The sequence below is a fragment of the Candidatus Sulfuricurvum sp. RIFRC-1 genome (assembly GCF_000310245.1).
In the GTDB taxonomy this organism is placed as follows: Bacteria; Campylobacterota; Campylobacteria; order Campylobacterales; family Sulfurimonadaceae; genus Sulfuricurvum.
On record NC_020505.1, the window covers coordinates 562,201 to 587,520 of the forward strand.

The following is a 25,320-nucleotide window of genomic DNA, read 5'->3' on the forward strand; positions in this document are numbered from 1 at the left end:
AATAATTTAAAGAATAAGCATCGCATCGCCGTACGAGAAAAAGCGGTATTTTTGATCAATTGCTTCGTGATAAATGCGATGGGTCTCTTCCAGCCCGACAAATGAGGCGACGAGCATAAGCAACGTTGATTGGGGAAGATGAAAATTGGTAAGGAGATGGTTGATCCGTTTTGGGGGATTGTGGGGGTGTAGAAAGAGATTGGCTTCTCCATGATGCTCCGCAGTACGGGCATGATACTCAACCGTACGGGTAGAGGTAGTTCCGATGCTGAGGAGGGGAATGTTGCTGTGGATAAGCTCTAGTGCAGAGGCACTGATATCAAAATACTCCGAATGCATCGGATGATCGGTAATCACTTCGGCTTCGACCGGTTTAAACGTCCCCGAGCCTACATGGAGAGTGACAAAAGCGTGAGGGTGGTGTGAGCATACGGCTTCAAAAAGCTCATCACTAAAATGAAGCGACGCAGTCGGAGCGGCAACTGCCCCCTCGTAGTGGGCGAAAACGCTTTGGTATTCGCGTTCATCTTCGGAGTTGTCCTCACGTCCCAGATACGGGGGGAGGGGGATGTGACCTACTTGCTCCAAAATAGGGAGAAGTTCTTCAAATCGGATAAGAGTTTTACGGAGATAAAAATTGACATCACGTGAGCCGTCTTCGTACAATTTTATAACACGAGCACTCAAATCACCGTCAAAAATTAAACGGGTATCACTTCTCACCCGTCCTTTGATATAGACGTTAATAGCGTAGGCATCGTGAGGACGGTTGATGAGCAGCTCAATCGCTCCTCCGCTCTCTTTGTGACCGTACAATCGTGCTTTGATAACTTTGGTGTCATTAAAGATAATACCGCATTCACGAGGGAGAAAATTGTCCAGTGCATCAAAGCGAGCGTGGGTAATCGATTGATCGGCTCGGTCGTAGACAAGGAGTCGGGCATGATCTCTGGGGTGTATCGGATGGGTCGCTATCAGCTCTTCGGGGAGCTCATAGTGATAACTTGACGTAAGAAGAGGATCGAGGTTAGTCAATCGTCTCTTCTTCATCTTCGGCGATATATGGCTCTTCTTTCGGTGCCGGATTGACAGCACGGACTATCAGAATAGAGATCCCGTAAAGGAGAATCAACGGCATTGCCATCAATATCTGGGTAATAACGTCCGGCGGTGTTAAAACAGCGGCAATAATAAAGATTAAAACAATGGCGTAGCGGAAAAACCCGATCATTGCTTTGTCATCAATAAGCCCCAATAGAGCTAAAAAATAACAGATAACCGGAAGCTCAAACGAGAGGCCGAATCCAAACATGATTTTCGTAAAAAATTCGACATAGTCTTCGATGTTAATCATCGGAACAAAAGAGGCACTTCCGAATGCAATAAGATAACTAAACCCAAACGGGGTGACGACATAATAAGCGAATGAAGCACCCATCGCGAACATAACCGTTCCACCGACGACAAACGGGATCAGCATTTTTTTCTCATTGGCATAAAGCCCCGGAGCGATAAAAAGCCAAAATTGAGTCAGAATGACGGGGAGTGCGGCGAGTAAGCCTGCGAAAAAAGAGACTTTCATCGCAACGAAAAAGGTCCCTCCCAGTTGAGTGGTAGTGATCATCCCCTCAGCTGCTTTTGTAGAGACTTTGGCCACAGCAGCGATTGCTTCGGCTAAAGGCGCGGTTACCCAGGCTAAAAGAGCTTCATGAAAGTTGAACATCACAAAAAACATAATAATGACTGTGGCGACACTGATACCGAGACGTTTTCGTAATTCGGCTAAATGGGGTTTTAAATCTTCAAACATCAGGCGTTCTCTTCTGCGGGTTTAGTTTCTTTTGGTTTAGGTGTGAAGGTGATTACTTCAGGTTCTTTGGGTGCGGATGGAGCGGGAGGGGGAATATCAAGATTGATCTCATTTGTGATACTGCTCAGTTCGCTTCCGATTTCAGTGACATTGGTAAGACGTTCCAGTTCTGCACTTGCATCGGTTAGCTCTTTCTTATAATTAAGGGCACTCTCTTTCATCTCTGAGAACTTCATCTCTTCTTCCAGCGTAGCTTTGGCACTGCTGACGGTCCCTTTTACTTGTCGAAAAAATTTGGCAATATCCACCATTGTTGAGGGGAGTTTGTCCGGCCCTAAAAATAAAATAGCGATAATAATGATGAGCAATATTTCGCCGATACCCATTCCAAACATAATAACTGCCTAATGTGTGTATTTTGTATAATCTGGGATTTTACCCAAAGAAAGTTTAAAACCCTTCTACCCTCAATGCAATTTCATCAGCAAGTAAAAAATCACCGTTAAAATAGCGACCATGACGGTGAAAGAGCATCCCTTCTTCGACGAGGATATCCGCTTGAACTTTTTGTTTGTCGTTGAGAATGGCAGCATCTACTCCGACACAACTGCGAAAACCTAAAAACAGTTTTTCGCTGATCAGTGCTTCTTTGGTAATCTCTTCGGTGGTATGCTCACAAGGGTTTTGAATATAGTGCTCGACATTGGTGCCGGGATAATAGCGTCGATGGTCTAAAAATCCGACGGCCCCGGAGCCTAGACCGATATAAGGTTTGTGCTCCCAATATCCGATATTATGATGTGAGCGGTATTTCCCAAAATTCGAGATTTCGTATTGTTCAAACCCTTTTGCGGTGATTTCACGAAAGAGCCATTGGGTAAGCTCCAACTCTTCTTGAGCAATTTCCGGTGTTTTTTCAAACGCGGTCTCCTCTTCGATTGTTAGGGCATAGAGACTGATATGATCGATGGGGAGAACAAATGCTTGGGAAATATCGGATTTCAAAAGCTCTTTGGTATCGCCTCGAACACCATAGATCAGATCGATACTGAGATGTTTAAATCCGATGGCGGAGGCGGTACGGATTGCTTGCAGGGCATGGAGAGTGTTATGCGCACGTCCGAGTATTTTGAGTTTTTCATTATTAAAACTCTGTACACCGAAGCTAATGCGGTTGACTCCCAGCTCAAACATCCCCTCTAGCCATGTTCGAGTCGCGCTGTTTGGGTTGGCTTCGGAGGTGATTTCGCAATTTTTTACCAAATAAGGATCAATCATTTCGAATAAAGGATGATAAAGTGAGGGCTCTACCGTAGAGGGAGTTCCTCCGCCGATAAATACACTTTCGATAGGGTTTGAAGCACTGACGTTAAAACGGTGTAGCTCAGTTTTGAGCTGGTGGAGAAGGGAATTCATGTACGCTTCACGCAATGAAAATTTATCGACATAAGAGTTAAACGCACAGTAAGAACATTTGCTATCGCAAAAAGGGATATGAATATATAAAAGCATGTGCCATTATAGCATTGTGACTCCTATAGAAGTTTAGGAATTTATTTTATATTAAATATATTGCTCATATAATGCTTAGATATGGAAAAGGTTGTATATGTATAAATGGAATGAAGATAAAAACAGTATTCTAAAAGCAACCAGAGGTTATAGCTTCGAAGAGGTTTTAGAGGTATTGTCGAAAGAGGGGGCAGTTGATCATTATAAACACCCTTTGAGTGATAAATATCCGAACCAATACATATACGTCATATCTTTAGGCGGGTATATCCATTATATCCCCTATGTGAGGGATGGAGATGATATTTTTCTCAAAAATATTATCCCCAGTCGAAAACTACATAAACACTACAGAGGAGATGAATCATGAAATACGACTTAGAAGAAAAAGAGTTATTAGATGCGTTGGAAAAAGGTGAAATCGAGCATGTCCCGTTTGATAATGAACAAATCAAAAAAACGGCAGCCGATTCTCTCGATTATCTCAACCAAAAGAAGCAGATTACGATCAATATGAAGCAATCCGATTTGGATTTTGTCAAACAACGGGCAAAAGACATAGGAATATCGTACCAAAATATCATCCAAGCATTGATCCATAACTATGCACATGGAAAAGTGGAGTTGAAGATTTGATTTGAAATTTATTTCGTTATAATTTATCAAAAATAGGTTTTCTGCCTTTTGGGATAAAAAATGAGATACATAGTTTGCCTTATTTCCAAGAGACCGCCGCCATCGCCACCCAGCAGATGATGTACACCTCAGGTAAACTCGCCTACGATCAACAACGCCAAGTCCTCCAAGAGCAGATTCGCCAGAACGATGAAGCGACCGAAGCGGCAAAAGCGGATAAAAGCAGACTCAAACAGCTTCTCACCTCCGCAAAAGATCACGAAGCCCGTCTCAAAGAGGTACTCGACATTATCGCCAAACGCGACTACATCGAAGCACAGAACCAACGGATAGAGTACCAAGAACAACTCACCATGAAAGAGCACGTTATCGCCCAATCTCAGGGTAAACTAAACGAGCTCAACCAACAGCTCCGCCTCATCACCCAAGAGTACCGCAACAAACTCTTAGCCGAACTTACCCAAAAGTCCAAAGAGGCAACGTCTCTGCGTACCGAAGTGGAAACAACCCAGTTTCGTAACGCCAAACAGCAGATCATCGCTCCCGTAGATGGCTATATCGAAAAACTTCTCGTCCACACCGTAGGAGGAGTCGTTACCCCAGCTGAAAAACTCCTAACTCTAATCCCCAAAGGTGTCCCCCTCATCATAAAAGCGACTGTACAAAACCAAGACATCGGTTTCGTGACCAAGAAGATGGAAGCGGCGGTGAAGATCGATACGTTCGATTTCCAAAAATACGGACTCATCCACGGAGAGGTCAAACACATCGCCGATGATGCGATAGACGATGAAAAACTCGGGCCTGTCTATGAGATCGCCATCGCACCTTCTAATCTGACGCTCAAAGGGGAAGGAAAAACCCTCTCCATCCATCCGGGGATGAGCGTCACGGCAGAACTCAAAGTCGGTAAACGCAGAGTGATCGAGTTCTTTATCTACCCGATGATCAAATATCTCGATGAAGGGCTCAGTGTAAGGTAAGAAAATGCACCACTATATCAGTATATACGACGATGTTTTAAGTAAAAACTACTGTCAAGATTTGATCGAGCGATTCGAGACAAATTCACAGTGTCACCATAATGTGCGAAATACGTATGATGAGTGGCAGATGCGTTTTACGCAGATCAACCTCTATCAACACGAAATCTTTCGTGATGATGTCATATTTCTCAGCCATTTATTCCGTGAAGCAATCGAGCGTTACAAAGAAGATAACAAGATCGAGCCGCATCAATGGCTGAGTGATTATACATTCGAGCAGATACGGATGAAACGCTATCAGCCCGGCGGGGATGATCGTTTCGATACTCACGTGGACGTCACTGACCATGACTCGGCGAGACGATTTTTGGTCGTATTTTTCTATCTAAATGATGATTTTATAGGCGGTGAGACCGACTTTCCGCAACTACAGATTATGGCGAAGCCCAAACCGGGGAGGCTGATCATGTTTCCTCCGATGTGGGGATGGCTGCATCAAGCCAAACCGATCATCCGAGGAAGCCCGAAATACATCGTCGGGACGCTTTTGCATTATAAATAAAAATCAAAAAAGGGGAAGAAAAATGAAAATGGAAGATAGGAATACCCTCAGAGCGATGGGGGTAGAGTACGCAGCTGATATCACCAAGGTTGCCACGCAGTTCGATGCGTTTATGGCGGAGTGGTAGGGGAATAATTTTGAAAGAGAGGTAGCCTAAATGAAAACAACAACACAATCACTATCCAAAAAGCAAATCACTCTAGGGATGAATACTATTGAGGCAAGTTTAGCAGGGGGAGCATATTTTTACAGAGTCATAGCCGATGAAGAGGTATGGGACAAAGACACAGACCCAAATATCATCATTAAAACCCAAGCAACACAACCTGACAACTCCCAAATCTGGATGACCTTCCAAAACGCTACCCAGTATCCCGAAAAAGGGGTACAGACCTTTCAAGTCGAGTTTCAACACGGCAAAGTCATATCGATTAACAACATCAGCGAGGAATCACCATGCTAAAAATAGGAGTAATCACAATGGCACTAATGAGTTTTTTACATGCGGGGTGGTTTGGGGATTTGTTTGACTCTACGCCGACACCGCGTCATACAATGGCTATCGATTTGAGTAAGGCGGGAAATGTTGCCGAGACGGATATTCGGATTGATGAGAAGTATTCTGTGTATGTAGAGTTGTACTATGACTATAGAAAACAAAAAATAGGCGGAGATAGGTATGGGGAAATTATCGAGAAATATTTTGGGAGACATAAAGCATTCCCAATTTTCCCAATTAAACTTACTGTGCTGAAATATGAAAAAACTGGCACGAGCATTGTGGTTGATAAAATTTATTATACAAATTCACTTGGAAGAACTTATTCAAGTAGAGAAATTAATGAATTCAAGCTTCAAGAAGGTGCTAAATATCACATCAAAGTTGAAACCGTAGAGGATTATCCAGAGTTGGCAGAGTTAAACGTAGAAGTAGCAATCGGCTATTACAAAACGAAATAAAAGGAAAAAATTATGTATACAATCACAGTAAAAATAGCAGCAAACGGAACAATATATCATGACAACGACACATCTCTAACTGGTCATATGTGGTATTCGATATCGGATGGAGGAACTCCTTTATCTTTTGGATTTGCTCCCGCAAAAGATAGCATGCCAGTATGGGCAGGAGAAATCAAACCAGATGATGATGTAAACTATGGCAGTACGTATTATACAGGTACAATCGTAATCGATTATAATCAGTATATAAAATTACAACAGTTTGGAAATCTTGAAAATCTCAACGGTCACCCTTTTGATTTCAGCAGTTTCTACATAGGAACAAGTAACAGCTGTATCGACTACACATGGAAAGCACTAAACATCATCGGACTTAATCCAAGCGATTTTGAGGGACAAATATGGCCGACAAAGAACGCCGACGATGCGGATGCTGCACTTTACAAATACTTATTTACAAATACGGGTCAGGCGTTAAATATTAATACGCTAGAATACCAAAAATAAAAGGTTAGAAAATGCCAAGAAGACCTAGAATAGAGCTTAGTGGATTTCATCATATTATCAACAGAGGTGTCAATAAATCTGATATTTACATGTGTGATGACGATTATGAGATGTTTTTAATGATTGTGTGTAAAGCGTGTAAAAATTATAGAGTTATTCTTCATGATTATTGTCTGATGAGTAATCATTATCATCTTTTGGTTGAGTGTGAGCTGGAAAACCTCTCTTTGTTTATGAAACATATCAATAGCAATTACGCTATTTATGTGAACAAAAAATATAAACGAAGCGGTCATTTTTGGCAAGGACGGTTTTATTCCCGCTATATCAACAGTGATGAGTATTTTTATACTTTGGTAAAATATATCGAACAAAATCCTATAGAAGCAGGGATGGCGCAAAGTGTTGGAGAGTATCCCTATACGTTATTACGGGCAATAAAAAATAAAACGACACTCATCGAATGTGCAGTACATTCCAAATTAATTGATGAGATTAAAGATATTGATCAATTTGTAGGAGTATCACTTAATGAAGAAGATATTGGAAGACTACAAGCAATTGAAAAACAAAAAGTTGTATTCAATGAGGATGTGAAAAGTCTTGCTTATACAAAATCACTTAATAATCATTTTAAAAATATCAAGACTACTGTTTTAAGGGATAACGCAATAGCTGAAGCGTTAGCTGATGGATACACACAGGCTCAAATCGCACGTCATCTTGATATTTCAAGAGCACGTGTTTCACAGATGGTAAAAAAAAGTTTAGAGATAATTAATATTTAACGCCTGACCCTTGTGGAAAAGGATATGAATATATAAAAGCATACGCGGATTATAGTATTTTTAATGGCGAATAGTTTACAATACCCCTCCAAAATAAAGAATTCTTTCGTAGATGTGCGAAAAGCTTTAGGACAACATTAAATTAAAAGATGGCGAATGACCGAAAATAAGTTCTACCGACCGAATGTGGCGGCGATTATTGTCTCTCACGAGTATCCTGAAGTCCAAGATATCTTTATCGCCGAGCGGAGTGATTTGGAAGGGGTATGGCAATTCCCTCAAGGGGGAATTGATGAAGGCGAATCGGCTGAAGAAGCACTTTTTCGGGAGCTTGAGGAAGAGATCGGTACCAAAAAAGTAGAGATCATTGCCGAATATCCTGAGTGGATTGCCTATGATTTTCCTACTCATGTAGCTGCTAAAATGGCTCCGTATGCGGGACAAAAACAGCGCTATTTTTTAGTACGCCTAAAACAAGGGGCTAAAATCGATTTGAATACTAAGCATCCTGAATTCAAGGCGTACCGATTTGTCAAGATTGATGAGCTGTTGAGTAATATTGCCCATTTTAAAAAACCGGTCTATGAACGTGTTATTTCTCATTTTAGAACCAAGGGGTATCTGTAATGCTAATTGTGCAAAAATTTGGCGGAACCAGTGTCGGCGATTTGGAACGAATCCAAAACGTTGCCAACCGTGTCTCGCGAACACTTAAAGAGGGACATCAGGTTGTAGTCGTTGTATCGGCTATGAGCGGTGAAACCAACAAACTTATTGCGTATGCGGAACATTATACCGCTACCCCTGAGCGAAGCGAAGTTGATATGCTTCTGAGCTCAGGCGAGCGGGTAACGGCTGCGTTACTCTCCATTGCACTCAATGCTATGGGACACAGTGCCACTTCTATGAGCGGTCGTCGTGCCGGTATTGTTACCGACGCTGTCCATACCAAAGCACGGATTGAAAGTATTGATCCGTCCACAATGCATGCTGAACTCGCACAGGGCAAAGTCATTGTTGTCGCCGGATTCCAAGGGGTGAGCGAGCGTGGTCAGGTGACAACGCTCGGACGCGGAGGATCGGACCTCTCTGCCGTTGCTCTCGCAGGGGCACTTCAAGCGGATTTATGCGAAATTTATACCGATGTTGACGGCATTTATACTACCGATCCGCGTATCGAGCCTAAAGCGCGTAAAATGGATAAAATCAGTTACGACGAGATGTTGGAACTCGCATCACTCGGAGCAAAAGTGCTTCAAAACCGTTCCGTTGAACTCGCTAAAAAATTAAACGTTAACCTCGTAACCCGTTCCAGCTTTAGCGATGCGGAAGGGACACTTATCACAAAGGAAGAGAATATTATGGAAAAACCACTTGTCAGCGGTATCGCACTCGATAAAAATCAGGCACGCGTATCTTTGAGCGGCGTAATTGACCGCCCCGGAATTGCTTCGGATATCTTTACCCGTTTGGCCGACAACAGTGTGAATATTGACATGATTATCCAAACTTCGGGACATGACGGTAAAACGAATCTCGATTTTACTGTCCCTAAAACTGAACTTTTGGATGCGAAAAAAGTGGTTGAAACGTTTATTGCCGAAGATGAGATCAGTGAAGCTTCGTACGATGAAAATATTTGTAAAGTCTCCATTGTCGGTGTTGGGATGAAATCGCATACGGGAGTTGCGGCTAAAGCATTTCAAACAATGGCACGTGAGAACATCAACATCATGATGATCTCTACGTCAGAGATCAAAGTATCGATGGTAATTGATGAAAAATACGCAGAATTAGCGGTTAGATCACTACACAGTGCTTACGCGTTGGACAAGTAGTGCGCAAATTTGATCAGTGGACATTAGAATCGATCCGCTCCGTAGGGGCATCGATGAGCTGGTTCGAAGAACAGCGCTTCGAATGGACTCCTCCTATCGCTAATGCCATGGATCAAATGATGGGGGGGAAAAGTATCGTCCTCATTACCGATCATGATCGTAAATGGTTTTCCCATTACATCACCTCTTCTTTAAATAAACGCTCTCAAGAGCGTCCGATGATCCCTATCGTTTGTATCGATGCCCTTTATCCGCATTATGATCATATCAGCGGCGGAGAGTCGATCGATATGCTGAGTGATATGCTGGATATTACTTTTAAGGGGGAGTATTTCTTTTGGTATATCGGTCGCGGGGATGATCGTCGTGCCGATATCGCCAAACGTAATGCCAACTCTCTGTTATGGATTATGGATGAGCGGTTTCAAAATGCTTTAGTTTTACGCTCTCACGATGAACTTATCGATATCAAACTTTTGCAGCTTTACCGTCTTTTTGATAAAACGCTCGGTGCAGTACTGTTTGGGGAGATTAATGTTCGCGAATGAGAGGGGCGGCATCCTCATCACTGCAGAAATGGAAGAGCGAGCACGCCAGATCGAAGCATCTCGATACCCTCTGCGCTGCATCACCTTTATGCGTGATGATTTTAAAATTGAAGATGCCAAAGAGGTTATAGCCGAAGCGTATCGAAGCGAAGAGGATACCAAAACCCTTATCCTCGGAGCCAAGAGTTTTACCGTTCCTGCCCAAAATGCCCTTTTGAAAATTCTCGAAGAGCCCCCTCGAAATATTGTTTTTATCCTCCTTGCCCCCAATAAAAGTACGTTTTTGCCAACGGTTCGTTCTCGTTTGAGTCTTACGCAAGAGCATGCTGAACGTACTTACGAAATCCTTCCGATTGTGTTGAAAAATCTCGATCTTGCAGGGTTGTTTACCTTTGTTAAAGCGCATGATCGCCTTAAAAAACATGAAGCCAAGGCGTTGATTGAGCAGTTAATGCATCAGGCAATTCATGGTGAAAAACTTTCCCTTACCACGGCGCAACTCGAAGGATTTGAAAAAGCGCTCCGTTTGATCGAGTTGAACAGCCGTTTTCAAAGTGTATTGGTAATGGTATTGATGAATTTTACCCGCGAGATTAAACGTGGTCGTTGAAAAACTCTCCAATGCCATTGACCTGCAGCGTGAGCTTAAACATCTCGGTGTAGATGGCGGCGGGGTATCGATTTTAGAGGATAAAGGGGAACTGCATCTGATTCGTATTCGTGATCTGCATGTGGGTGCCGCCAATATCCTCAAGCAAGATGCGCTCAGTATCGGTGCCGATGTAGCGGTTCCTCGTGGTACGGTAACGGCATCGATTCCTCAGGTAGATGTACTTTTGATCGCTACCGAGCGGCAGTTGCAGCAGCTGGTAAAAAAAGAGAAAGCTCAACCGTTTGGATTAAAACAACTCTCATCAGAATTGGAGAGTTTTTGTCATTTGAAACGTGAGAAAAATATTGCTATTATGGGAATTCTCAACGCGAATGATGACAGCTTTTATCATGCGAGTCGTTTTCAAGGATCTTACGCGCTTGAACGTATTGAGACGATGATTAGTGAAGGTGCCGATATTATTGATCTAGGCGGTGTATCGAGCCGTCCGGGGTCTGTAGCAGTGAGTGCGGAAGAAGAGCTTTCTCGTGTCCGTCCGATCATTGACGCACTGTATGAGCAGCGTTTTTATGACAAGACCCGTCTGAGTCTGGACAGTTATGAGCCCATGGTCGTCCACTACGCACTGGAGAGGGGATTTCATATTATCAATGACATTACGGGTCTAGCCAACGATGAGGTAGCACGATTGTGCGGAAGCTACGGGGCAACGGCTGTGATTATGCACATGCAGGGTAGTCCGAAGAGTATGCAAGAGAACCCGGCCTATTTGTCGGTAATTGCTGAAGTTGAACTCTTTTTCCGTGAACGGATTGAGAAAGCGGAGTCCTTTGGAATTAAAGAGATTATACTAGACTGCGGAATCGGTTTTGGAAAACGTTTGGAAGATAATCTTGCCCTAATCACCCATCAACGCCATTTTTTGCGTTTGGGCAAACAACTGCTGGTTGGTGCCAGCCGTAAATCAATGATCGATGCAATCTCCCCCTCAGAGAGTGATGAGCGTTTGGCGGGAAGTGTCGCCATCCATCTCAAAGCGATCGAAGAGGGTGCTTCGATTGTACGGGTGCATGATGTAAAAGAGCATGTACAAGCGATTAAAATCTGGAAAGCGATGCGAGGATAAATATGAGCAATACGGTCGTTATTATTACCTTGTCTTTACTGGTAATGCTTTCTCCTTTCTTATCCCGTGTTACGAAAATACCGGTGGTAGTTGTCGAAATTATGTTGGGAAGTCTTGCCGGATATTTTGGATTTTTGGTTGAAAACGAGCTCTTTAAAATCATTGCAAAAGTAGGGTTTTTATACCTGATGTTTCTTGCGGGTATGGAGGTTAATCTCAAAGAGTTCGGTTTTGCAAAATCCTCACTCCTGCGCCGTACTATTATCTATTTTACCCTGCTGTACGGGTGCTCGCTCGGACTCTTCTTATATCTTGATTTGAGTGCCGTTTATCTTGTGGCATTTCCTATTTTTTCACTCGGAATGCTGATGGCTTTGGTAAAAGAGTACGGCAAAAATCAGCCATGGCTTGCCTTGGCCTTGAATATCGGGATTATCGGTGAATTGGTCAGTATCATGGCTTTGACGATTCTCAGCGGCGGGTTAGAGCATGGGTATAACCGCGAATTCGCCTTTACCCTCGGAGGTCTCTTTTTATTCTTGATCGGATTTGTCCTCTTTTTTCGGGGGGTTCGAATCTTATTTTGGTGGTATCCGAGTTTAAAAACGCTCATAATGCCTCATGAAGACGGAAAAGATCAGGATATCCGTTTCTCTATGGCGCTCATGTTTATCATGGTGGCAGTGATGCTGTATCTTAAAATTGATGTTGTATTAGGAGCATTTTTGGCGGGGATGCTTATCGCTACCTATTTCAAACACAAAACCGAACTGCCCGAAAAACTTTCCTCGTTCGGATTTGGATTTTTGGTTCCAATATTCTTTATCCACGTCGGCTCAACGCTTGCATTGGATGCATTCACGGATGTCCAAATTTTAGAATTGGCACTTTTTATCGCCAGTGCGATCATCGGTATTCGTCTCATCAGTTCATTGATTGCCTATGGTGGATATTTGGGATTGAAAAATACTATTTTGTTCTCATTGAGCGATTCGATGCCGTTAACATTTACGGTTGCCATTGCAACATTAGGGTATCAGGCTAATGCGATTACGCATGATGAATATTATGCGTTTATCGTAGCGAGTATGGGAAGCGGAATATTCTTGATGCTACTGATTAAAATATTGTATACTTTATTTAACAAAAAATAGAGCTTTCAAGATTGAATTTTAGTGAAAACAAGGTACAATCGATGATAACAATTACGGTAATTGCAAGGATGCATGATAATTACCCTAAACGAGAAGGAGTCACGTGGATTTAACGGTTGTTTTAGGTATGTTTATAGCTGTTGCGTCGATTTCGACGGGGGATATTATTGATGGAGGAAATCCGCTTCATATTATCCACTTAGCTTCATTGATCGTTATTTTCCCTACGGCAATGGCAGCGGCAGCAGTTTCTACGGATGTTGAACATGTTAAAGGGGCTTTTAAAAATCTTGGTCCTATCGTATTCAAAAATAGTTCGGTTGATTTACACGCGAGAATAAAAGAGATTATCGAATTATCAACACTTGCACGTCGAGACGGTCTTTTATCTTTGGAGCAAAAAGTAGCTCAGATCGACAATGAGTTTCTGAAGCAGGGTCTTAGTATGGCGGTTGACGGTAATGAGGTCGATACCATCGTAGAAACGTTAGAATTGGTGATCGAAGAGACAGAACATTACTATCACAGTTGCGGACATTATTGGATTCTTGCAGGGGAAACATCTCCCGTTATGGGACTTATCGGGGCGGTTTTAGGACTTATTCTTGCGCTTCAAAAACTCGATAACCCCGCAGAAATGGCAAAAGGTATCGCCGGGGCATTTACGGCAACGGTTACGGGTATTTTCTCTTCCTATGTAATGTTAGGACCATGGGGGAGAAAAATGATCGCGAAATCGCACCATATAGTAAAAGAGCAAAAATTGATGTTAGAAGGAATTGTCGGAATCATTCACGGTGATAACCCTCGTACTCTTGAAGCTAAATTACTAAACTACCTTTCTCCTGCTGAAGAAAAGCACAGCCAATTTAACTGATGGACGCTTAAATGTCAAAAAAGAAAGCTAAAAAGTGTCCAACGTGTGAAGCATGTGAAAAGTGGGCGGTTCCCACCGCCGACTTTTTCAGTCTTCTCCTCGCACTTTTCATCGCCTTGTACGCTATCGCGTCGGTTAATAAAGAGAAACTCAAAGCGGTCAAAGAAGAGTTCGTTAAAATTTACGATTATGCACCGGTCGCTGAGCGTATCAATCCTGTCCAAGAGATGGTTCCTGATAGTAAAAACCCTGATCCTGATGCGAGTGGAAACCCGAGCGGTAAGGCGCTGACGGAGCAGGGCGGGGCTGTCTTGATGGGAGAGGAGAGCAAGCAAGAAGAGGTTTTGGATTCTGTCAGCAAAATCCAGCAAGAGTTGAAGAATATATCAATGGGCGGTGGAGAAGGGCCACTTGATCAGATGATGGACGGTGTGTTGTTAAAACTTCCTGCTTCTATCCCTTTTAGCGGAGCCAATGCCACAATCGATGATGAAGAGATGCATTTGTTTATTCGACGGGTTGCATTAATCATCGATACCCTTCCAGAAAGTGTCGATATTTCGGTGCGAGGGTATACTGATAATCAGCCTCTCCCGCAAGGTTCTCCTTATCGAGACAATATTGAACTCTCCAGCAAGAGAGCTGAGACGGTGATGCGTGAACTGATCCGTAACGGTGTAAGTGCTGAACGCCTCTCGACAGCAGGTTTTGGCTCAGCCAAACCTCTTGCTGAGAATACCAATGAAAAAAATCGTGCGAAAAATAGACGAGTAGAGTTTTACATGTTTGTTTCCAATGAAACACCGCTTGATAAAACGAAACAAAATAATATCCTCGATGCGCTGAGCAAACTTCAAAAATAATTTATTCTAGATTTCTTTCTCCGTCATCCCGTACTTGATACGGGATCTAAGATACAATTTATGATGCTGAACCGTGTGCAACATGATGGTTTGTAAAGAATGAATCAGCTGTTGGATGATGGAAAAGTCTCTTGATTTACTTTGCACTTGTCATTCAACATCAGTGGAATGTATGTAAAGTAAGAGACGAAGTAGAGAAGAGTTAAGTGAGAAGTATTTGGCTTAGTAGCCAAATACCACTTTGAGGATAAAGAAAAAGAGTGCAGCTAAAATACCGGCAACAGGGAGTGTAATAACCCACGCCATTGCGATCGGTTTCATTAATTTCCAGTTAGCATCACGATTGAGCATACCGATACCGATGACCGCTCCAACGAGAATATGGGTTGAAGAGACTGGAATTCCTAAAACGGTTGCAAATAAGATAACCAACGTTGCTCCTAGCTCTGCGGCAAAGCCGGTGACCGGAAAGATTTCGGTAATTCGGCTTCCGACGGTGTCGATAACCTCTTTACCGATAAACCAGAGTCCTGCTACTAATGCAACACCGAAGGTTGCCATGGCAATAAAAGGGACCGGTGATTCGGCATTAATTTGACCTGTGGCTAATATATCGATGATTGCGGCAAACGGCCCGATTGCATTTGCGATATCATTTGCCCCGTGACTGAAGGCAAACGAGGATGCGGTGAGAACTTGGAGCATGCTGAAAACACGCATGGTCGCTTTGTGCGGTGTGTCTTTGTGCATTACTTTGATGATAGCATAAACAACACCGTACATGAGAGTTGAAAGAACTGCCAATAACATATAGATTTGGGCATCATTGAGACCCAAATTGGCATTTTTGAGTCCTTTAAAGAGAAGCATTCCCGCAATCATCGCCGTACCGAATGCGGCAACAATCGGAGCATGGGTACGAAGGGCATAAAATGCGTTTTGTTTTTTCTTAAGACGATTCAGCTCATGCACCTGTTCTTCATAACGCGCTTTCTCTTCCGGAGTAGCGGTTGCTTCATTGTGAGAGGCATTCAATGCGCTAATTTGTCCTTTAATATCATCGATATGAGCTTGAACATTATCATTGTAATCAAGGATATTTTTTTTCAGATACCAATAGATCCCGTACGAAGCTATCCCTCCAAGAATCGGAGAAACGACCCAGCTGATAGCAATTTTGGTGACTTGATCCCAGTGAACGAGACCGAAAACCGATTCTCCCACTTCCATCGTCACGTATCCAAGAGCGATAGAGCCCCCTAGAATCCCTCCGATAATTGCATGAGTTGTAGAGACCGGATAGCCTTTAAACGTTGCGTAAAGAAGCCATGTTCCCGCTGAGAGGAGTGAACCCATCATGACAAAAACGAGTAGCATCGGATCGAAATCCATTACTGAGATATCCACGATCCCTTTTCGGATCGTATTGGTAACTTCGGCACCGGCGAGCATTGCTCCGCCGAGTTCGAAGATGGCTGCAATCATCAACGCTTGTTTGACGGTGAGCGTTTTAGCCCCGACGCTGGTACCAAACGAGTTGGCAACGTCATTTCCGCCAATGTTAAATGCCATAAAAATCCCAAAAAGGGTAGCAAGGATGAAAAGGGTATGGTTGTTTTCGAGATAATTAAATCCCCAAACCATAAAAACAGCGGTCATAATGACAAAAATACCGCCGAAAAAGAGGTTGTCACGAGAGAACATGAATACTCCATTCATTAAAATTGTAAATCAAGGGCGGAATTTTATTACAAAACCGTTACCAAAAGATTACGAAATGATTACAAATTATGCCTATTTATCTCTTTGAGAACACTTTATGTATTGCTAAGAAGGTTGACTTTGCCTCAAAAGAGGCCAAGTTGGAGATTTAGTGAGAAGCGTGTTTTTTACGGGAGCAAAGTAGCTTTAATGATTTTTTGAGGTTGGAGCGGTTTGTCACCGCTGCGTTGACCGTTGGTCTGAACGTTATTGAGTTTTCCTAGCGTATCCATTCCGGATACGACACGTCCGAAGATGGTGTGGTATCCGTTGAGCCATGGTGTCGGGGCAGTCGTGATAAAAAACTGACTTCCATTGGTGCGTGGACCGGAATTTGCCATCGCTAAAATACCGGCGTTATCAAATACGACACCCGATTTAAATTCATCTTTAAAGGGTTTTTTCCAAACAGACTCGCCACCCATACCGGTACCGGTCGGATCACCCCCTTGAACCATAAAATTTTTGATGATACGGTGAAAGATAAGACCGTTGTAATAGCCGTTTTTAACGTGCGTTGTAAAGTTCTCAACCGCCATTGGGGCTACATCTTCATAAAGTTCCAAGGTGAGATCACCTTGTGTGGTTTGAAGTAGAACTTTCGGGTGGGAAGCGGCAAAAGAGAGAGTTGCTGCCAACAATAAGGTAAGTAGTAATCGCATTAAGACTCCTGTGAACGTGGGATAAAGTTGAGACAAACGGAATTGATACAATAGCGTAAGCCCGTAGTGCTTGGACCGTCAGGGAAAACGTGTCCCAAATGAGCATCGCATGTTGCGCATAGCACTTCGACACGGACCATACCATGGTTGGAGTCACGTTTTTCTTCGAGGGCATTAGGGGTAATAGGACGATCATAACTCGGCCATCCTGTACCTGAGTCAAATTTAGCGGTAGAATCAAATAAAGGTGTGCCGCAGCACACACAGGTATAGATACCATCACCTTTGAACGCAGCATACTCTCCGCTAAAAGCTCGTTCTGTTCCATGCTGCCGTGCAACTTGATAGGCTTCGTTTGAGAGGAGGGCACGCCACTCTTCGTCACTTTTAATAATCTTTGACATCGAAAATTCTCCGTTAGGAATTTGAATAAGTGATTATAGTCGCTGTTTCTGATGCACGGCTTAGCGGATAGGTGTAATCTTCAGAAACTTCCGAAGTTAGAAGGAGTACATGTGAACCGGATACCCCGCTCAGACAGTCGGCCGTTGTAATGATGAGACCCTCCATATCTTGGTACTGAAGACTAAAGTTTACGGTTAAACTACGAGAATTAATCCCTAAATATTCATCAATCGGTTCTTTATAAAGCGGGATAAAGGCAGCATCGGAAAGTATGAGAATAACCCCTTTTCCTTTATTCGCCCTATATTTGCGCAGTTCAGATAAGAGGGCCGGAAGAACCCCTTTCTCGGTACAAGCAAGGGTTGTGTGAGAAGGTTTGTTGCGATAGCCATAGGTCAAGTGAATATTGGTTTGGGAATCTGGATTTTCGGCTATGGATGAAAAGAGGAGTATCTTATTAACCATTTTTTGTTTCAGAGCATTGATAAATCGGCCATCCATCAAATAGCTGTCATCACAAAAAATGGCAGTGGCATCTTGGTACATTTTTAGGTTATCAAACTCTTCAGGGAGATGAGAAAAAATAATCCGATTCAAATCGATATTTAACGCACCGTAGTACATCAAAGATACGAATCCATCACGCAATAATTCAGATGCCAAAAGCGTCGGGGCCAGAAGGACAATTTTCTCTTCGGGATTGGTTAAGAGCATGAGGATCGCTTTACGGATAAGGAGGAGGCTTTTTCCGCTTCCATAATCTCCGTACAATGTTGTCGTCCCCTGAAGCGGCAAAATCAAAAAATGGTTTTGCTGAGGAGATAGAATGGAACCGGCAGGGTAATCAGGGGTTGGCAAAATAAAGGTATGGGTTGCTAAAGCACCGATAATTTGAACACTTGAGAGGGGGGATGAATGATATTCACCTATGGAATCGAGTTTGGTTCTAATCGACTCGACTGTTTCATTCGTGAAGAAAATGCGCTCTTTGGGTAACAATTCATGAAAAGAGGGGTCCAGTGCATCAAATTCTATTTCAGAAAGATGTTTCATCCAAATGAAACGCTCTACCGGGGTAAAATTAAACGAGAGGACATCTTCGAGCTTTGAGCGTATTTTCGCCTCTACCCCTTCTAAATTTGTTGCGGTAGTGCGTTTGCTCTGCTTTGAAGAGCGCTCTACGGTTGCATTTTCAAGTTCAGAGGCCTTCCATTCAAGTGTTTTGCCAAAAAAGATACCATAATGGGGGAGAAAAATAAGAGTATCGATCGAGGTGATGCTATTTTGATGAAAAAGTTGAAAGTCATGAAAGAATTTCCCCCCTTCTTTAATAACAAAAATTTTTAGGGGAATATTATCTTCAGGATCATTGAGAATAGGCTCTTTAGGTTTTGACGAAAAAATGCGTGTTAAAAAAGAGAAGAACACTTAGGATACCTTTTCGTATAATCTGAAGATCGTTATTAGAGTTTTTTTATCCTAACGATTATAACGAATTTTCAATGATACAATGTAAATGAGATAGAGGAGGGGGAAGAGAAGTGTGAGGGAAAAATCCCTCGAAAACGAGAGAGGGAATTATTTTCCTGCTGCTACGCTGTCTTTAAGACTTTTGCCTGGTTTGAATTTAGGAACCATTTTATCAGCAGTGCTGTAAGTTTTGCTAGTTCCTGGAACTTTACCGCTTTTCCCTTTTTGAAGAGAAGATGCGAAACTTCCGAATCCTACCAATGAAACTTCGTCTTTCGCAACAAGAGCTGCAGTTACCGCTTCTGTGAAAGCTTTAATAGCTGTTTCAGCTTCAACTTTTGTTTTGTAACCACCGCTTTTTTGAACCAACTCTACGAATTGCGCTTTATTCATTTATTGCCCTTGATTTAGATATGCGAATAACACTCAAACCTCCCATACACACGAGGTATGTGTGGGATAAGTGTTTTAGCCGCGAATACTTTAATATCTCTTAGCTTAAATTTTTCTTCTTTTTTGTATTTTGTTGAATAGTTTAGTGATTTTGTGGTTTTTTAGGCCGTTTTTTATCCAAGTTTTCGGATTTTGGGTAAAGAGCAGAGGGGAAGCAAGCTTTTTTGCATCGAATTGGATCGAGAGATTTTTGCCCCAAATGGACCATCTTTGCATAATATTTTGGGAAGAAGAGATGGATAAAAAGACATCTTCCAACCCGATACGTTCTTGTTCACTCAAACTGCTCATGATTTATCCCCTAACTTATTTATTTTTCGAACCACTCGGATGATCTCATCATCCTCGAGCATTCCTAGCATGTTCAAGACGGCTTTGGCCGCTTGGGGTTTGGCATTACCCAATCTCCAGTCCTGATAGGTCCGCATGGAAATACCGAGCGTTGAAGCCATCTCTTTTTGGGAAATCTTCTTACCGTTGTGTTGCGCCTCAATGGCATTGTGCAGAAGATTAAAGAGGTCGCTCATTTCCATCACTCCATTGTAGTATTCTTTTCTTAAAATAAACATTAAACCGTATATGGTATTCGTTAAAAATTACTAAAGATTAGTTAATATGTATATAAGTAACATATAAACTTACATAGCATTTAGTATTCCACTTTTAAAATCTATAAAAACGTATTATATATACGAAAAACTGTATAAGTATTGGTCTAAAATAATGAAAAATGGATGTGAACAAATGGGATACGAGCATGAGCAAGTATTTAAAAAAAGGTTGATCGGGAGAAAAAGTGCGTGTAGGGTATTGAATTCTCCCACATCCGGAAGATGTGGGTGGCTTTAGGGAGATTTGTCCCTGCCATTGTATGGGCTATGCCCAGAAAGCGTATAACATCCGGATTAAAGGAAATCGGTGTAATCGTATTTGGAGAGATCGACGTAAAATTCTCCCTCTTTTTGAATAATGCGTATGTCTGAGCCGAAAGCAAGTTCAAATCGGCGTTTGACTGCTTTGCGCTCTTCCGAGCCCATACCGATAAATTTGAGGTAGCGTTTGAGTTCGATTAGCCCGTTGGGAAGTGTCGGGGATGCAGGTGAGGGGGTACTGATGTCAACATCATGGACGGCATTGCTGTGGGAAAGGAGCAGTTTGGTGTTGATCACTTCCAAAAGGTTTTTCAGTTGTTCATCTTTTGCCGTATAGATCTCTTCAATCCGTTCACGCTCAGCGATCAGCATTTGCTCTTTATCATTCACTAAACGGTCAACTTTGGCTTCAAGCTCTTTAATTTTGAGTTTGAGCTGTTGATTCTCTTTTTGATAGAGGGCGATAATCATCCCCACCGTTGTTTTTTGGGGAGCCGGTGCCGGTGATGGCTTTGTACTTTGGGCGATTTCTTGACGCTTCTCCTCATCCAGTGAACTTCGGGGGACGATGATGTAGGTCACTCCTCCCTCAATGATATAGTTGAGCCGTTTGGTTCGGAGTTTATTTTGGATCATCTCTTTGGACATTTTGAATGTCTTGGCATATTCATCAATCGTAAAACGCACACATATTCCTTTTTTGATGTTAAGCACTTTCCGAGCAAAGCCCGCAAAGTGGCAGGGTCAAATGTCCCTACAACCCCCTAAAGCTACCTGCATCGTTCGCGATGCGGGAGATTAGTCCTTTATTGATTGTATTATCTTACCAAAAAAATCATTGCAGAGGATTACCGTTTTTTCGCAGGAGGAGCCAAGTTGATTTGAGGCGGCGGTATGATTGCCCCTTTACGCATCCAAATCAGATAGCCGTTGCGGGTAATATTGTGTTTGTCTTGAAAGGTATGGAGCGAACTGTGGCGAAATTCGCATGTTTCCAAAAGTTTGCGAAAATCATTATGAAGATGCAAAAACTCTTGCAATATTTCATAAGCGCGATCGGAGATGATGACGGTACTGATGATCAGATTTTTAATTTCAATGTAGCGGGAACACTCATTCAACCCATCCCCCACAAAATTTTCATGCCCTAAAATGTCTTCAAAACGGTGTACTTTACCGGTGTGAACCGCCACACGAATCCCTTTGAAATACGGGTACTCTTTCGCGATAAAATCGGAAAAATGGATAAAAGAGAGTCCTAAAATCGGACCGAATCCTTTGAGCCTCGGGTGTAGAATGCAGTAAAAACCGTCTCCGGTGGGGATGATCCCTTGTAGCATCTTCTCCATAGGGATACCGGAGATTTTGACCATTTTTTCAATCATCTTTTTATAGGTAAGAGAGAGATAGGAGATGATTTCGAGCTGCTCATCCATCGAGAGGCGAGAGAAATCAATAATATCGATAAGGACAATATCGGTATCGATCGCTCTTTTATTCATAGTTAATCCATCGTGCTTAGATAATCTCATTGTAGTCTAAATTTCCTAAAGATTGCTCAAAACATCACCCTTTGAGTTGTTAGAATGGTTTGAAAATGTGTTAAGATTGCCGAAAATAAAATGAGGCGATTTTCATGCAAAAACGGACCAAAATTTTAGCAACAGTCGGACCGGCTTCGGATAGTGTTGAAACTCTCACCGCTTTAATTAAAGCGGGTGTGAACGTTTTTCGTCTCAATTTTTCGCATGGAACCCATGAATATCATTCAAAAGTACTCAGCAATATCCGCACCGCAATGCGTGAAACCGGTTTGCTTGTCGGGGTGCTGCAAGATATCAGCGGGCCGAAGATCCGTGTCGGTATGCTCAATGAAGATTTTTATTTTGAGAGCGGCGATCGGCTCGATTTTCAGTATGAACCTTGTACGGGGATGAAAGTTGGAGCACATCATTACCGCCTTTCCATTAACAAAAGCGATATTCTCCGTATGCTCAATGTGGATGATGCCGTATATTTGCACGATGGGAACATTCGTGCCCGTATCGTCGGGATAAACGGCGAATGCGTTCAGACTAAAATCGAAAACAAAGGGAAACTTTCTTCCAACAAAGGGCTTAATTTTCCCAATACACGACTCGGTATCGAAATTTTGACTGAAAAAGACAAAGCGGATATAGCATGGGGGGTGGCTAATAACGTCGATTTTATGGCCATTTCGTTTGTTCAAAATGCCGAAGATATGATCAAGGCGCGTGAAGTTGTCCGCTCTTGCGGCGGAGAGGTTCAGCTTTTTGCAAAAATCGAAAAATTCGATGCGGTTGAAAATATCGATGAAATTTTGCGTCAGGCGGATGGAATAATGGTCGCGCGGGGAGATTTGGGGATTGAGGTTCCCTATTACCGTGTCCCTACCATTCAAAAAATGCTGATCGATAAAGCGAATGAACACTCTAAACCGGTTATTACCGCAACACAGATGTTGTTATCGATGACCGAAAAAGATATAGCGACACGGGCAGAGATCAGTGATGTCGCCAATGCGGTGCTCGATGGAACGGATGCCGTGATGCTCTCTGAGGAGAGTGCAATCGGACATAATCCGGTTTTGGTCGTCGAAACGATGGTCAATACGATTCAAGCGATTGAGGAGATTTATCCGTTCGGAAAATTTGACTTTGGGTATGATGATTCGATGGATGTGGTCAATGAATCGGCGGTGCGCTTGGGTGATTCGCTGAGCGCAGAGGGGATCATTGCGATGACAACATCGGGTTCATCGGCGAAAAAACTCTCCCGCTACCGTCCTCGAATGACGATTTATGCTGCAACACATGAAGAGAGAGTTGCCCGTTTACTGACGATTGTATGGGGTGTCGTGCCTGCGTATCTCATCAAAAAAGGGCGTATTGAAGAGATGTTGAGCGATATTATTCAAAGCGGTTTGAACCGGAGTATCATCGATAAAAGCCAAACCTATATTTTTACGGCAGGATATCCGATAGGAACGCCGGGGACAACCAATATTATCCGAATTTTACGTGAAAACGAGATTACTTTTTTTGGAGAGACGAAGTCGCACCCGATCAAAAGCAAAAAAAGTGAGGAGAGTAGAATCTCTACCTTGTTTTAGTTTTTAGGTTCATACGAAAATAATGGACTAAAAATTGCTTTTTATCGTATGAGGGGCCTAAGCGTTTGTTTCGTCACACCAGTTGCCCCTCAAAACACTCCCCCTTTACGCTACAATACCCTTTATGAAAACCGATACCGTATTTACCAAACCCATCTCAAAACAGTTTGAATTTGATGCTGAAGTGGCAGCCGTATTTGATGATATGCTTCTTCGATCTGTCCCTTTTTATAAAGAGTCACAGGCACTAACCCGTCATTTTGCCATGAATGCTCTTGCTTCAGGGGGGATTGTCTATGATTTGGGGTGTTCCACTGCATCCTTGTTACTGGAGATTGAACGCTCTATCGGGAAAAGGGAAGATATTCGCCTTGTCGGAATTGATAATTCTGCTGCGATGATTACCCATGCCCGTAAAAAAATCGAAGTATACGGTTCGTCAGTCGAACTTTATGAGGGCGATATTCTCCAATTTCCTTATGAAAAAGCCCAAGTTATCATCAGCAATTACACATTGCAGTTTATCCGGCCGATGGTTCGAGACTCATTGGTGCGTACCATCAGTGATACATTGAACGAGGGCGGTGTTTTTATTTTCAGTGAAAAAGTAGTGAGTGAAGATCCGAAATTAAACAAAGAGCTGATCGATTGCTATTATGATTTTAAAAAAGTGCAAGGATACAGTGAGTATGAGATTGTACAAAAGCGTGAAGCGCTCGAAAACGTTCTCATCCCTTATACGATGAATGAAAATATTCAGATGGCGAAGAATAACGGTTTTAAAACCTGTGAAGTTCTTTTCAGATGGGCAAATTTCGCAACGTTTATCGCGATTAAATAACTTCTATCTTACGCTACCGCCGGTTGGCTTTTGCGCCGGTTGAAGTGCCTCTTGGACCTCTTTATAATCGACGAGATTTTTATCGCATTGTTTATGATAGTACCCTTGGGCATCATAATACTCTTCGCAGTCGTTGTAATAGCGCAGACTGATACCGCGATCATTAAAACATCCTGCGAACATCATCGGCAATAAAAGCAATACATAGTGTTTTTTCATGGGGTTATTGTATCTCATCGGGGTTTAAATCCATCCTTGCTTTTGCAAAACTCTGACAAAAAACACTCACTTTCACATTTGGGGTTTTTGGCGGTACAGATGTAACGGCCAAAGAGTACCAGCCCTTGATGAAGTTGATGGAGATTGGTTTTAAACTTTTTTACCAAGGTCTCTTCCGTAGCGATGGCACTTAGATCATCGCTTAATCCCAACCGGTGGCTGACACGAAAAACATGAGTATCGACTGCCATAAGGTTGGCTTGTGTATACTCGATGAGGACAACGTGCGCCGTTTTTTGTCCCACACCGGCGAGAGTTACCAGCTCTTTTTCATCCAGTGGAATTTCCCCTCCGTACACGTCGACGACTCTTTTGGCCATTGCGATGAGATTGATTGCCTTGTTGTTAAAAAATGAGCAGCTTTGAATGATACGTTTTACATTCTCAACATCGGCATTAGCAAGTGCCTCAGGTGTCGGGTAGGTTTCAAATAAAGCGGGAGTAATGAGATTAACCCGTTTATCGGTGCATTGAGCGGAGAGGGCAACCGCAATGACCAATTCATACACATTGGAGTAACTGAGTTCCGTGACGGCATCAGAATAACGTTCTAAAAAAGCCTCTTTAATCGCTTCAATCTCTTTTTTGGTCGCTTTCTTCATCCCGTTCAGTCCATTTTTTGAGCGTATTGTAACATGAGGTGAAAAAAAAACAGGAGTGT

Annotated in this window: 33 protein-coding genes; 18 read left to right on the forward strand and 15 right to left on the reverse strand. The window is 42.6% G+C overall.

Annotation, left to right across the window (positions count from 1 at the left end; translation table 11 throughout):
* Positions 1–6: 6 nt before the first annotated feature.
* Genes queA through hemW form a run of 4 tightly spaced genes read right to left on the reverse strand, consistent with a single transcriptional unit; the run spans position 7 to position 3,322 of the window.
* Positions 7–1,050: a tRNA preQ1(34) S-adenosylmethionine ribosyltransferase-isomerase QueA gene (gene queA, locus B649_RS03005; protein WP_041192384.1), complete on the reverse strand. Its 1,044-nt coding sequence runs from the start codon at positions 1,048–1,050 to the stop codon at positions 7–9.
* Entirely contained in the window at positions 1,028–1,810 is a 783-nt protein-coding gene (gene tatC / locus B649_RS03010) for a twin-arginine translocase subunit TatC (RefSeq protein ID WP_015653029.1), read from the reverse strand. The genes queA and tatC overlap by 23 nt, the downstream gene beginning before the upstream one ends.
* A complete protein-coding gene (tatB, locus tag B649_RS03015; protein ID WP_015653030.1) occupies positions 1,810–2,205 on the reverse strand; it encodes a Sec-independent protein translocase protein TatB in 396 nt (131 codons plus the stop codon). Before tatB ends, tatC begins: the two co-directional genes overlap by 1 nt.
* A 55-nt stretch (positions 2,206–2,260) precedes the next feature.
* Positions 2,261–3,322 (reverse strand): radical SAM family heme chaperone HemW, encoded by a 1,062-nt coding sequence (gene hemW, locus B649_RS03020; protein WP_015653031.1) that lies wholly within the window; start codon positions 3,320–3,322, stop codon positions 2,261–2,263.
* Between the two features lie 97 nt (positions 3,323–3,419).
* Here hemW and B649_RS03025 point away from each other — a divergent pair, with 97 nt between their 5' ends.
* From B649_RS03025 to motB, 16 genes are all read left to right on the forward strand, one after another.
* Positions 3,420–3,692 carry a hypothetical protein gene (locus B649_RS03025; protein ID WP_015653032.1) on the forward strand — a complete coding sequence of 91 codons (273 nt, stop codon included), beginning with the start codon at positions 3,420–3,422 and terminating at the stop codon, positions 3,690–3,692.
* Positions 3,689–3,958 (forward strand): hypothetical protein, encoded by a 270-nt coding sequence (locus tag B649_RS03030; RefSeq protein WP_015653033.1) that lies wholly within the window; start codon positions 3,689–3,691, stop codon positions 3,956–3,958. Before B649_RS03025 ends, B649_RS03030 begins: the two co-directional genes overlap by 4 nt.
* 74 nt (positions 3,959–4,032) lie before the next feature.
* Positions 4,033–4,941, forward strand: coding sequence for an HlyD family type I secretion periplasmic adaptor subunit (locus B649_RS03035; protein WP_015653034.1), 909 nt, complete (start codon positions 4,033–4,035; stop codon positions 4,939–4,941).
* 4 nt (positions 4,942–4,945) lie between these two features.
* Entirely contained in the window at positions 4,946–5,506 is a 561-nt protein-coding gene (locus B649_RS12050) for a 2OG-Fe(II) oxygenase (protein ID WP_015653035.1), read from the forward strand.
* A 157-nt stretch (positions 5,507–5,663) separates the two neighbouring features.
* Positions 5,664–5,969, forward strand: coding sequence for a hypothetical protein (locus B649_RS03045; protein WP_015653036.1), 306 nt, complete (start codon positions 5,664–5,666; stop codon positions 5,967–5,969).
* 17 nt (positions 5,970–5,986) lie between these two features.
* The gene (locus B649_RS03050) at positions 5,987–6,466 is read left to right on the forward strand and encodes a DUF5625 family protein (protein ID WP_291750926.1); all 480 of its coding nucleotides are present in this window, start codon (positions 5,987–5,989) and stop codon (positions 6,464–6,466) included.
* Between the two features lie 12 nt (positions 6,467–6,478).
* Entirely contained in the window at positions 6,479–6,976 is a 498-nt protein-coding gene (locus tag B649_RS12055; RefSeq protein WP_015653038.1) for a hypothetical protein, read from the forward strand.
* Between the two features lie 11 nt (positions 6,977–6,987).
* Positions 6,988–7,764, forward strand: coding sequence for a transposase (locus tag B649_RS03060; RefSeq protein WP_041192385.1), 777 nt, complete (start codon positions 6,988–6,990; stop codon positions 7,762–7,764).
* A gap of 156 nt (positions 7,765–7,920) precedes the next feature.
* Positions 7,921–8,391 (forward strand): RNA pyrophosphohydrolase, encoded by a 471-nt coding sequence (locus B649_RS03065; protein ID WP_015653040.1) that lies wholly within the window; start codon positions 7,921–7,923, stop codon positions 8,389–8,391.
* Positions 8,391–9,602 carry an aspartate kinase gene (locus tag B649_RS03070; protein WP_015653041.1) on the forward strand — a complete coding sequence of 404 codons (1,212 nt, stop codon included), beginning with the start codon at positions 8,391–8,393 and terminating at the stop codon, positions 9,600–9,602. Before B649_RS03065 ends, B649_RS03070 begins: the two co-directional genes overlap by 1 nt.
* Entirely contained in the window at positions 9,602–10,150 is a 549-nt protein-coding gene (locus tag B649_RS03075; RefSeq protein ID WP_015653042.1) for a HobA family DNA replication regulator, read from the forward strand. Before B649_RS03070 ends, B649_RS03075 begins: the two co-directional genes overlap by 1 nt.
* Complete coding sequence (locus B649_RS03080; RefSeq protein ID WP_015653043.1) at positions 10,137–10,760, forward strand: DNA polymerase III subunit delta'; 624 nt, start codon at positions 10,137–10,139, stop codon at positions 10,758–10,760. The genes B649_RS03075 and B649_RS03080 overlap by 14 nt, the downstream gene beginning before the upstream one ends.
* Entirely contained in the window at positions 10,750–11,889 is a 1,140-nt protein-coding gene (gene folP, locus B649_RS03085) for a dihydropteroate synthase (protein WP_015653044.1), read from the forward strand. The genes B649_RS03080 and folP overlap by 11 nt, the downstream gene beginning before the upstream one ends.
* A gap of 2 nt (positions 11,890–11,891) precedes the next feature.
* Entirely contained in the window at positions 11,892–13,043 is a 1,152-nt protein-coding gene (locus B649_RS03090; RefSeq protein WP_015653045.1) for a cation:proton antiporter, read from the forward strand.
* Positions 13,044–13,146: 103 nt separating this feature from the next.
* Positions 13,147–13,920 carry a flagellar motor stator protein MotA gene (gene motA, locus B649_RS03095; protein WP_015653046.1) on the forward strand — a complete coding sequence of 258 codons (774 nt, stop codon included), beginning with the start codon at positions 13,147–13,149 and terminating at the stop codon, positions 13,918–13,920.
* An 11-nt stretch (positions 13,921–13,931) separates the two neighbouring features.
* Positions 13,932–14,783, forward strand: a complete 852-nt coding sequence (gene motB, locus B649_RS03100) for a flagellar motor protein MotB (RefSeq protein ID WP_015653047.1) — start codon at positions 13,932–13,934, stop codon at positions 14,781–14,783.
* Positions 14,784–15,005: 222 nt separating this feature from the next.
* Here the strand turns inward: motB and B649_RS03105 are convergent, their stop codons facing one another.
* The 9 genes from B649_RS03105 to B649_RS03145 all read right to left on the reverse strand — a co-directional run bounded on the left by B649_RS03105 (position 15,006) and on the right by B649_RS03145 (position 21,908).
* Positions 15,006–16,487, reverse strand: coding sequence for an inorganic phosphate transporter (locus B649_RS03105; RefSeq protein ID WP_015653048.1), 1,482 nt, complete (start codon positions 16,485–16,487; stop codon positions 15,006–15,008).
* 185 nt (positions 16,488–16,672) lie between these two features.
* A complete protein-coding gene (locus tag B649_RS03110) occupies positions 16,673–17,206 on the reverse strand; it encodes a peptidylprolyl isomerase (protein WP_015653049.1) in 534 nt (177 codons plus the stop codon).
* A complete protein-coding gene (gene msrB / locus B649_RS03115; RefSeq protein WP_015653050.1) occupies positions 17,206–17,610 on the reverse strand; it encodes a peptide-methionine (R)-S-oxide reductase MsrB in 405 nt (134 codons plus the stop codon). The genes B649_RS03110 and msrB overlap by 1 nt, the downstream gene beginning before the upstream one ends.
* A gap of 13 nt (positions 17,611–17,623) precedes the next feature.
* Positions 17,624–19,039, reverse strand: a complete 1,416-nt coding sequence (locus tag B649_RS03120) for a hypothetical protein (protein WP_015653051.1) — start codon at positions 19,037–19,039, stop codon at positions 17,624–17,626.
* 150 nt (positions 19,040–19,189) lie between these two features.
* Positions 19,190–19,474 carry an HU family DNA-binding protein gene (locus B649_RS03125; protein WP_015653052.1) on the reverse strand — a complete coding sequence of 95 codons (285 nt, stop codon included), beginning with the start codon at positions 19,472–19,474 and terminating at the stop codon, positions 19,190–19,192.
* 105 nt (positions 19,475–19,579) lie between these two features.
* Positions 19,580–19,825, reverse strand: coding sequence for a hypothetical protein (locus B649_RS03130; protein ID WP_015653053.1), 246 nt, complete (start codon positions 19,823–19,825; stop codon positions 19,580–19,582).
* Positions 19,822–20,067 carry a DNA-binding protein gene (locus tag B649_RS03135; RefSeq protein ID WP_041192386.1) on the reverse strand — a complete coding sequence of 82 codons (246 nt, stop codon included), beginning with the start codon at positions 20,065–20,067 and terminating at the stop codon, positions 19,822–19,824. Before B649_RS03135 ends, B649_RS03130 begins: the two co-directional genes overlap by 4 nt.
* A gap of 372 nt (positions 20,068–20,439) precedes the next feature.
* Positions 20,440–21,093: a hypothetical protein gene (locus B649_RS03140; protein WP_015653055.1), complete on the reverse strand. Its 654-nt coding sequence runs from the start codon at positions 21,091–21,093 to the stop codon at positions 20,440–20,442.
* A gap of 161 nt (positions 21,094–21,254) precedes the next feature.
* The gene (locus B649_RS03145) at positions 21,255–21,908 is read right to left on the reverse strand and encodes a hypothetical protein (RefSeq protein WP_015653056.1); all 654 of its coding nucleotides are present in this window, start codon (positions 21,906–21,908) and stop codon (positions 21,255–21,257) included.
* Between the two features lie 134 nt (positions 21,909–22,042).
* Here B649_RS03145 and pyk point away from each other — a divergent pair, with 134 nt between their 5' ends.
* Together pyk and cmoA are read left to right on the forward strand one after the other, a co-directional pair.
* Positions 22,043–23,539: a pyruvate kinase gene (pyk, locus tag B649_RS03150; RefSeq protein WP_015653057.1), complete on the forward strand. Its 1,497-nt coding sequence runs from the start codon at positions 22,043–22,045 to the stop codon at positions 23,537–23,539.
* 124 nt (positions 23,540–23,663) lie between these two features.
* Positions 23,664–24,380 (forward strand): carboxy-S-adenosyl-L-methionine synthase CmoA, encoded by a 717-nt coding sequence (gene cmoA / locus B649_RS03155; protein WP_015653058.1) that lies wholly within the window; start codon positions 23,664–23,666, stop codon positions 24,378–24,380.
* A gap of 3 nt (positions 24,381–24,383) precedes the next feature.
* On the opposite strand, the gene B649_RS03160 is transcribed toward cmoA, so the two are convergent.
* Together B649_RS03160 and nth are read right to left on the reverse strand one after the other, a co-directional pair.
* A complete protein-coding gene (locus tag B649_RS03160; protein WP_041192387.1) occupies positions 24,384–24,599 on the reverse strand; it encodes a hypothetical protein in 216 nt (71 codons plus the stop codon).
* A 14-nt stretch (positions 24,600–24,613) separates the two neighbouring features.
* Positions 24,614–25,261, reverse strand: coding sequence for an endonuclease III (nth, locus tag B649_RS03165; RefSeq protein ID WP_015653060.1), 648 nt, complete (start codon positions 25,259–25,261; stop codon positions 24,614–24,616).
* Between the last annotated feature and the right edge of the window lie 59 nt (positions 25,262–25,320).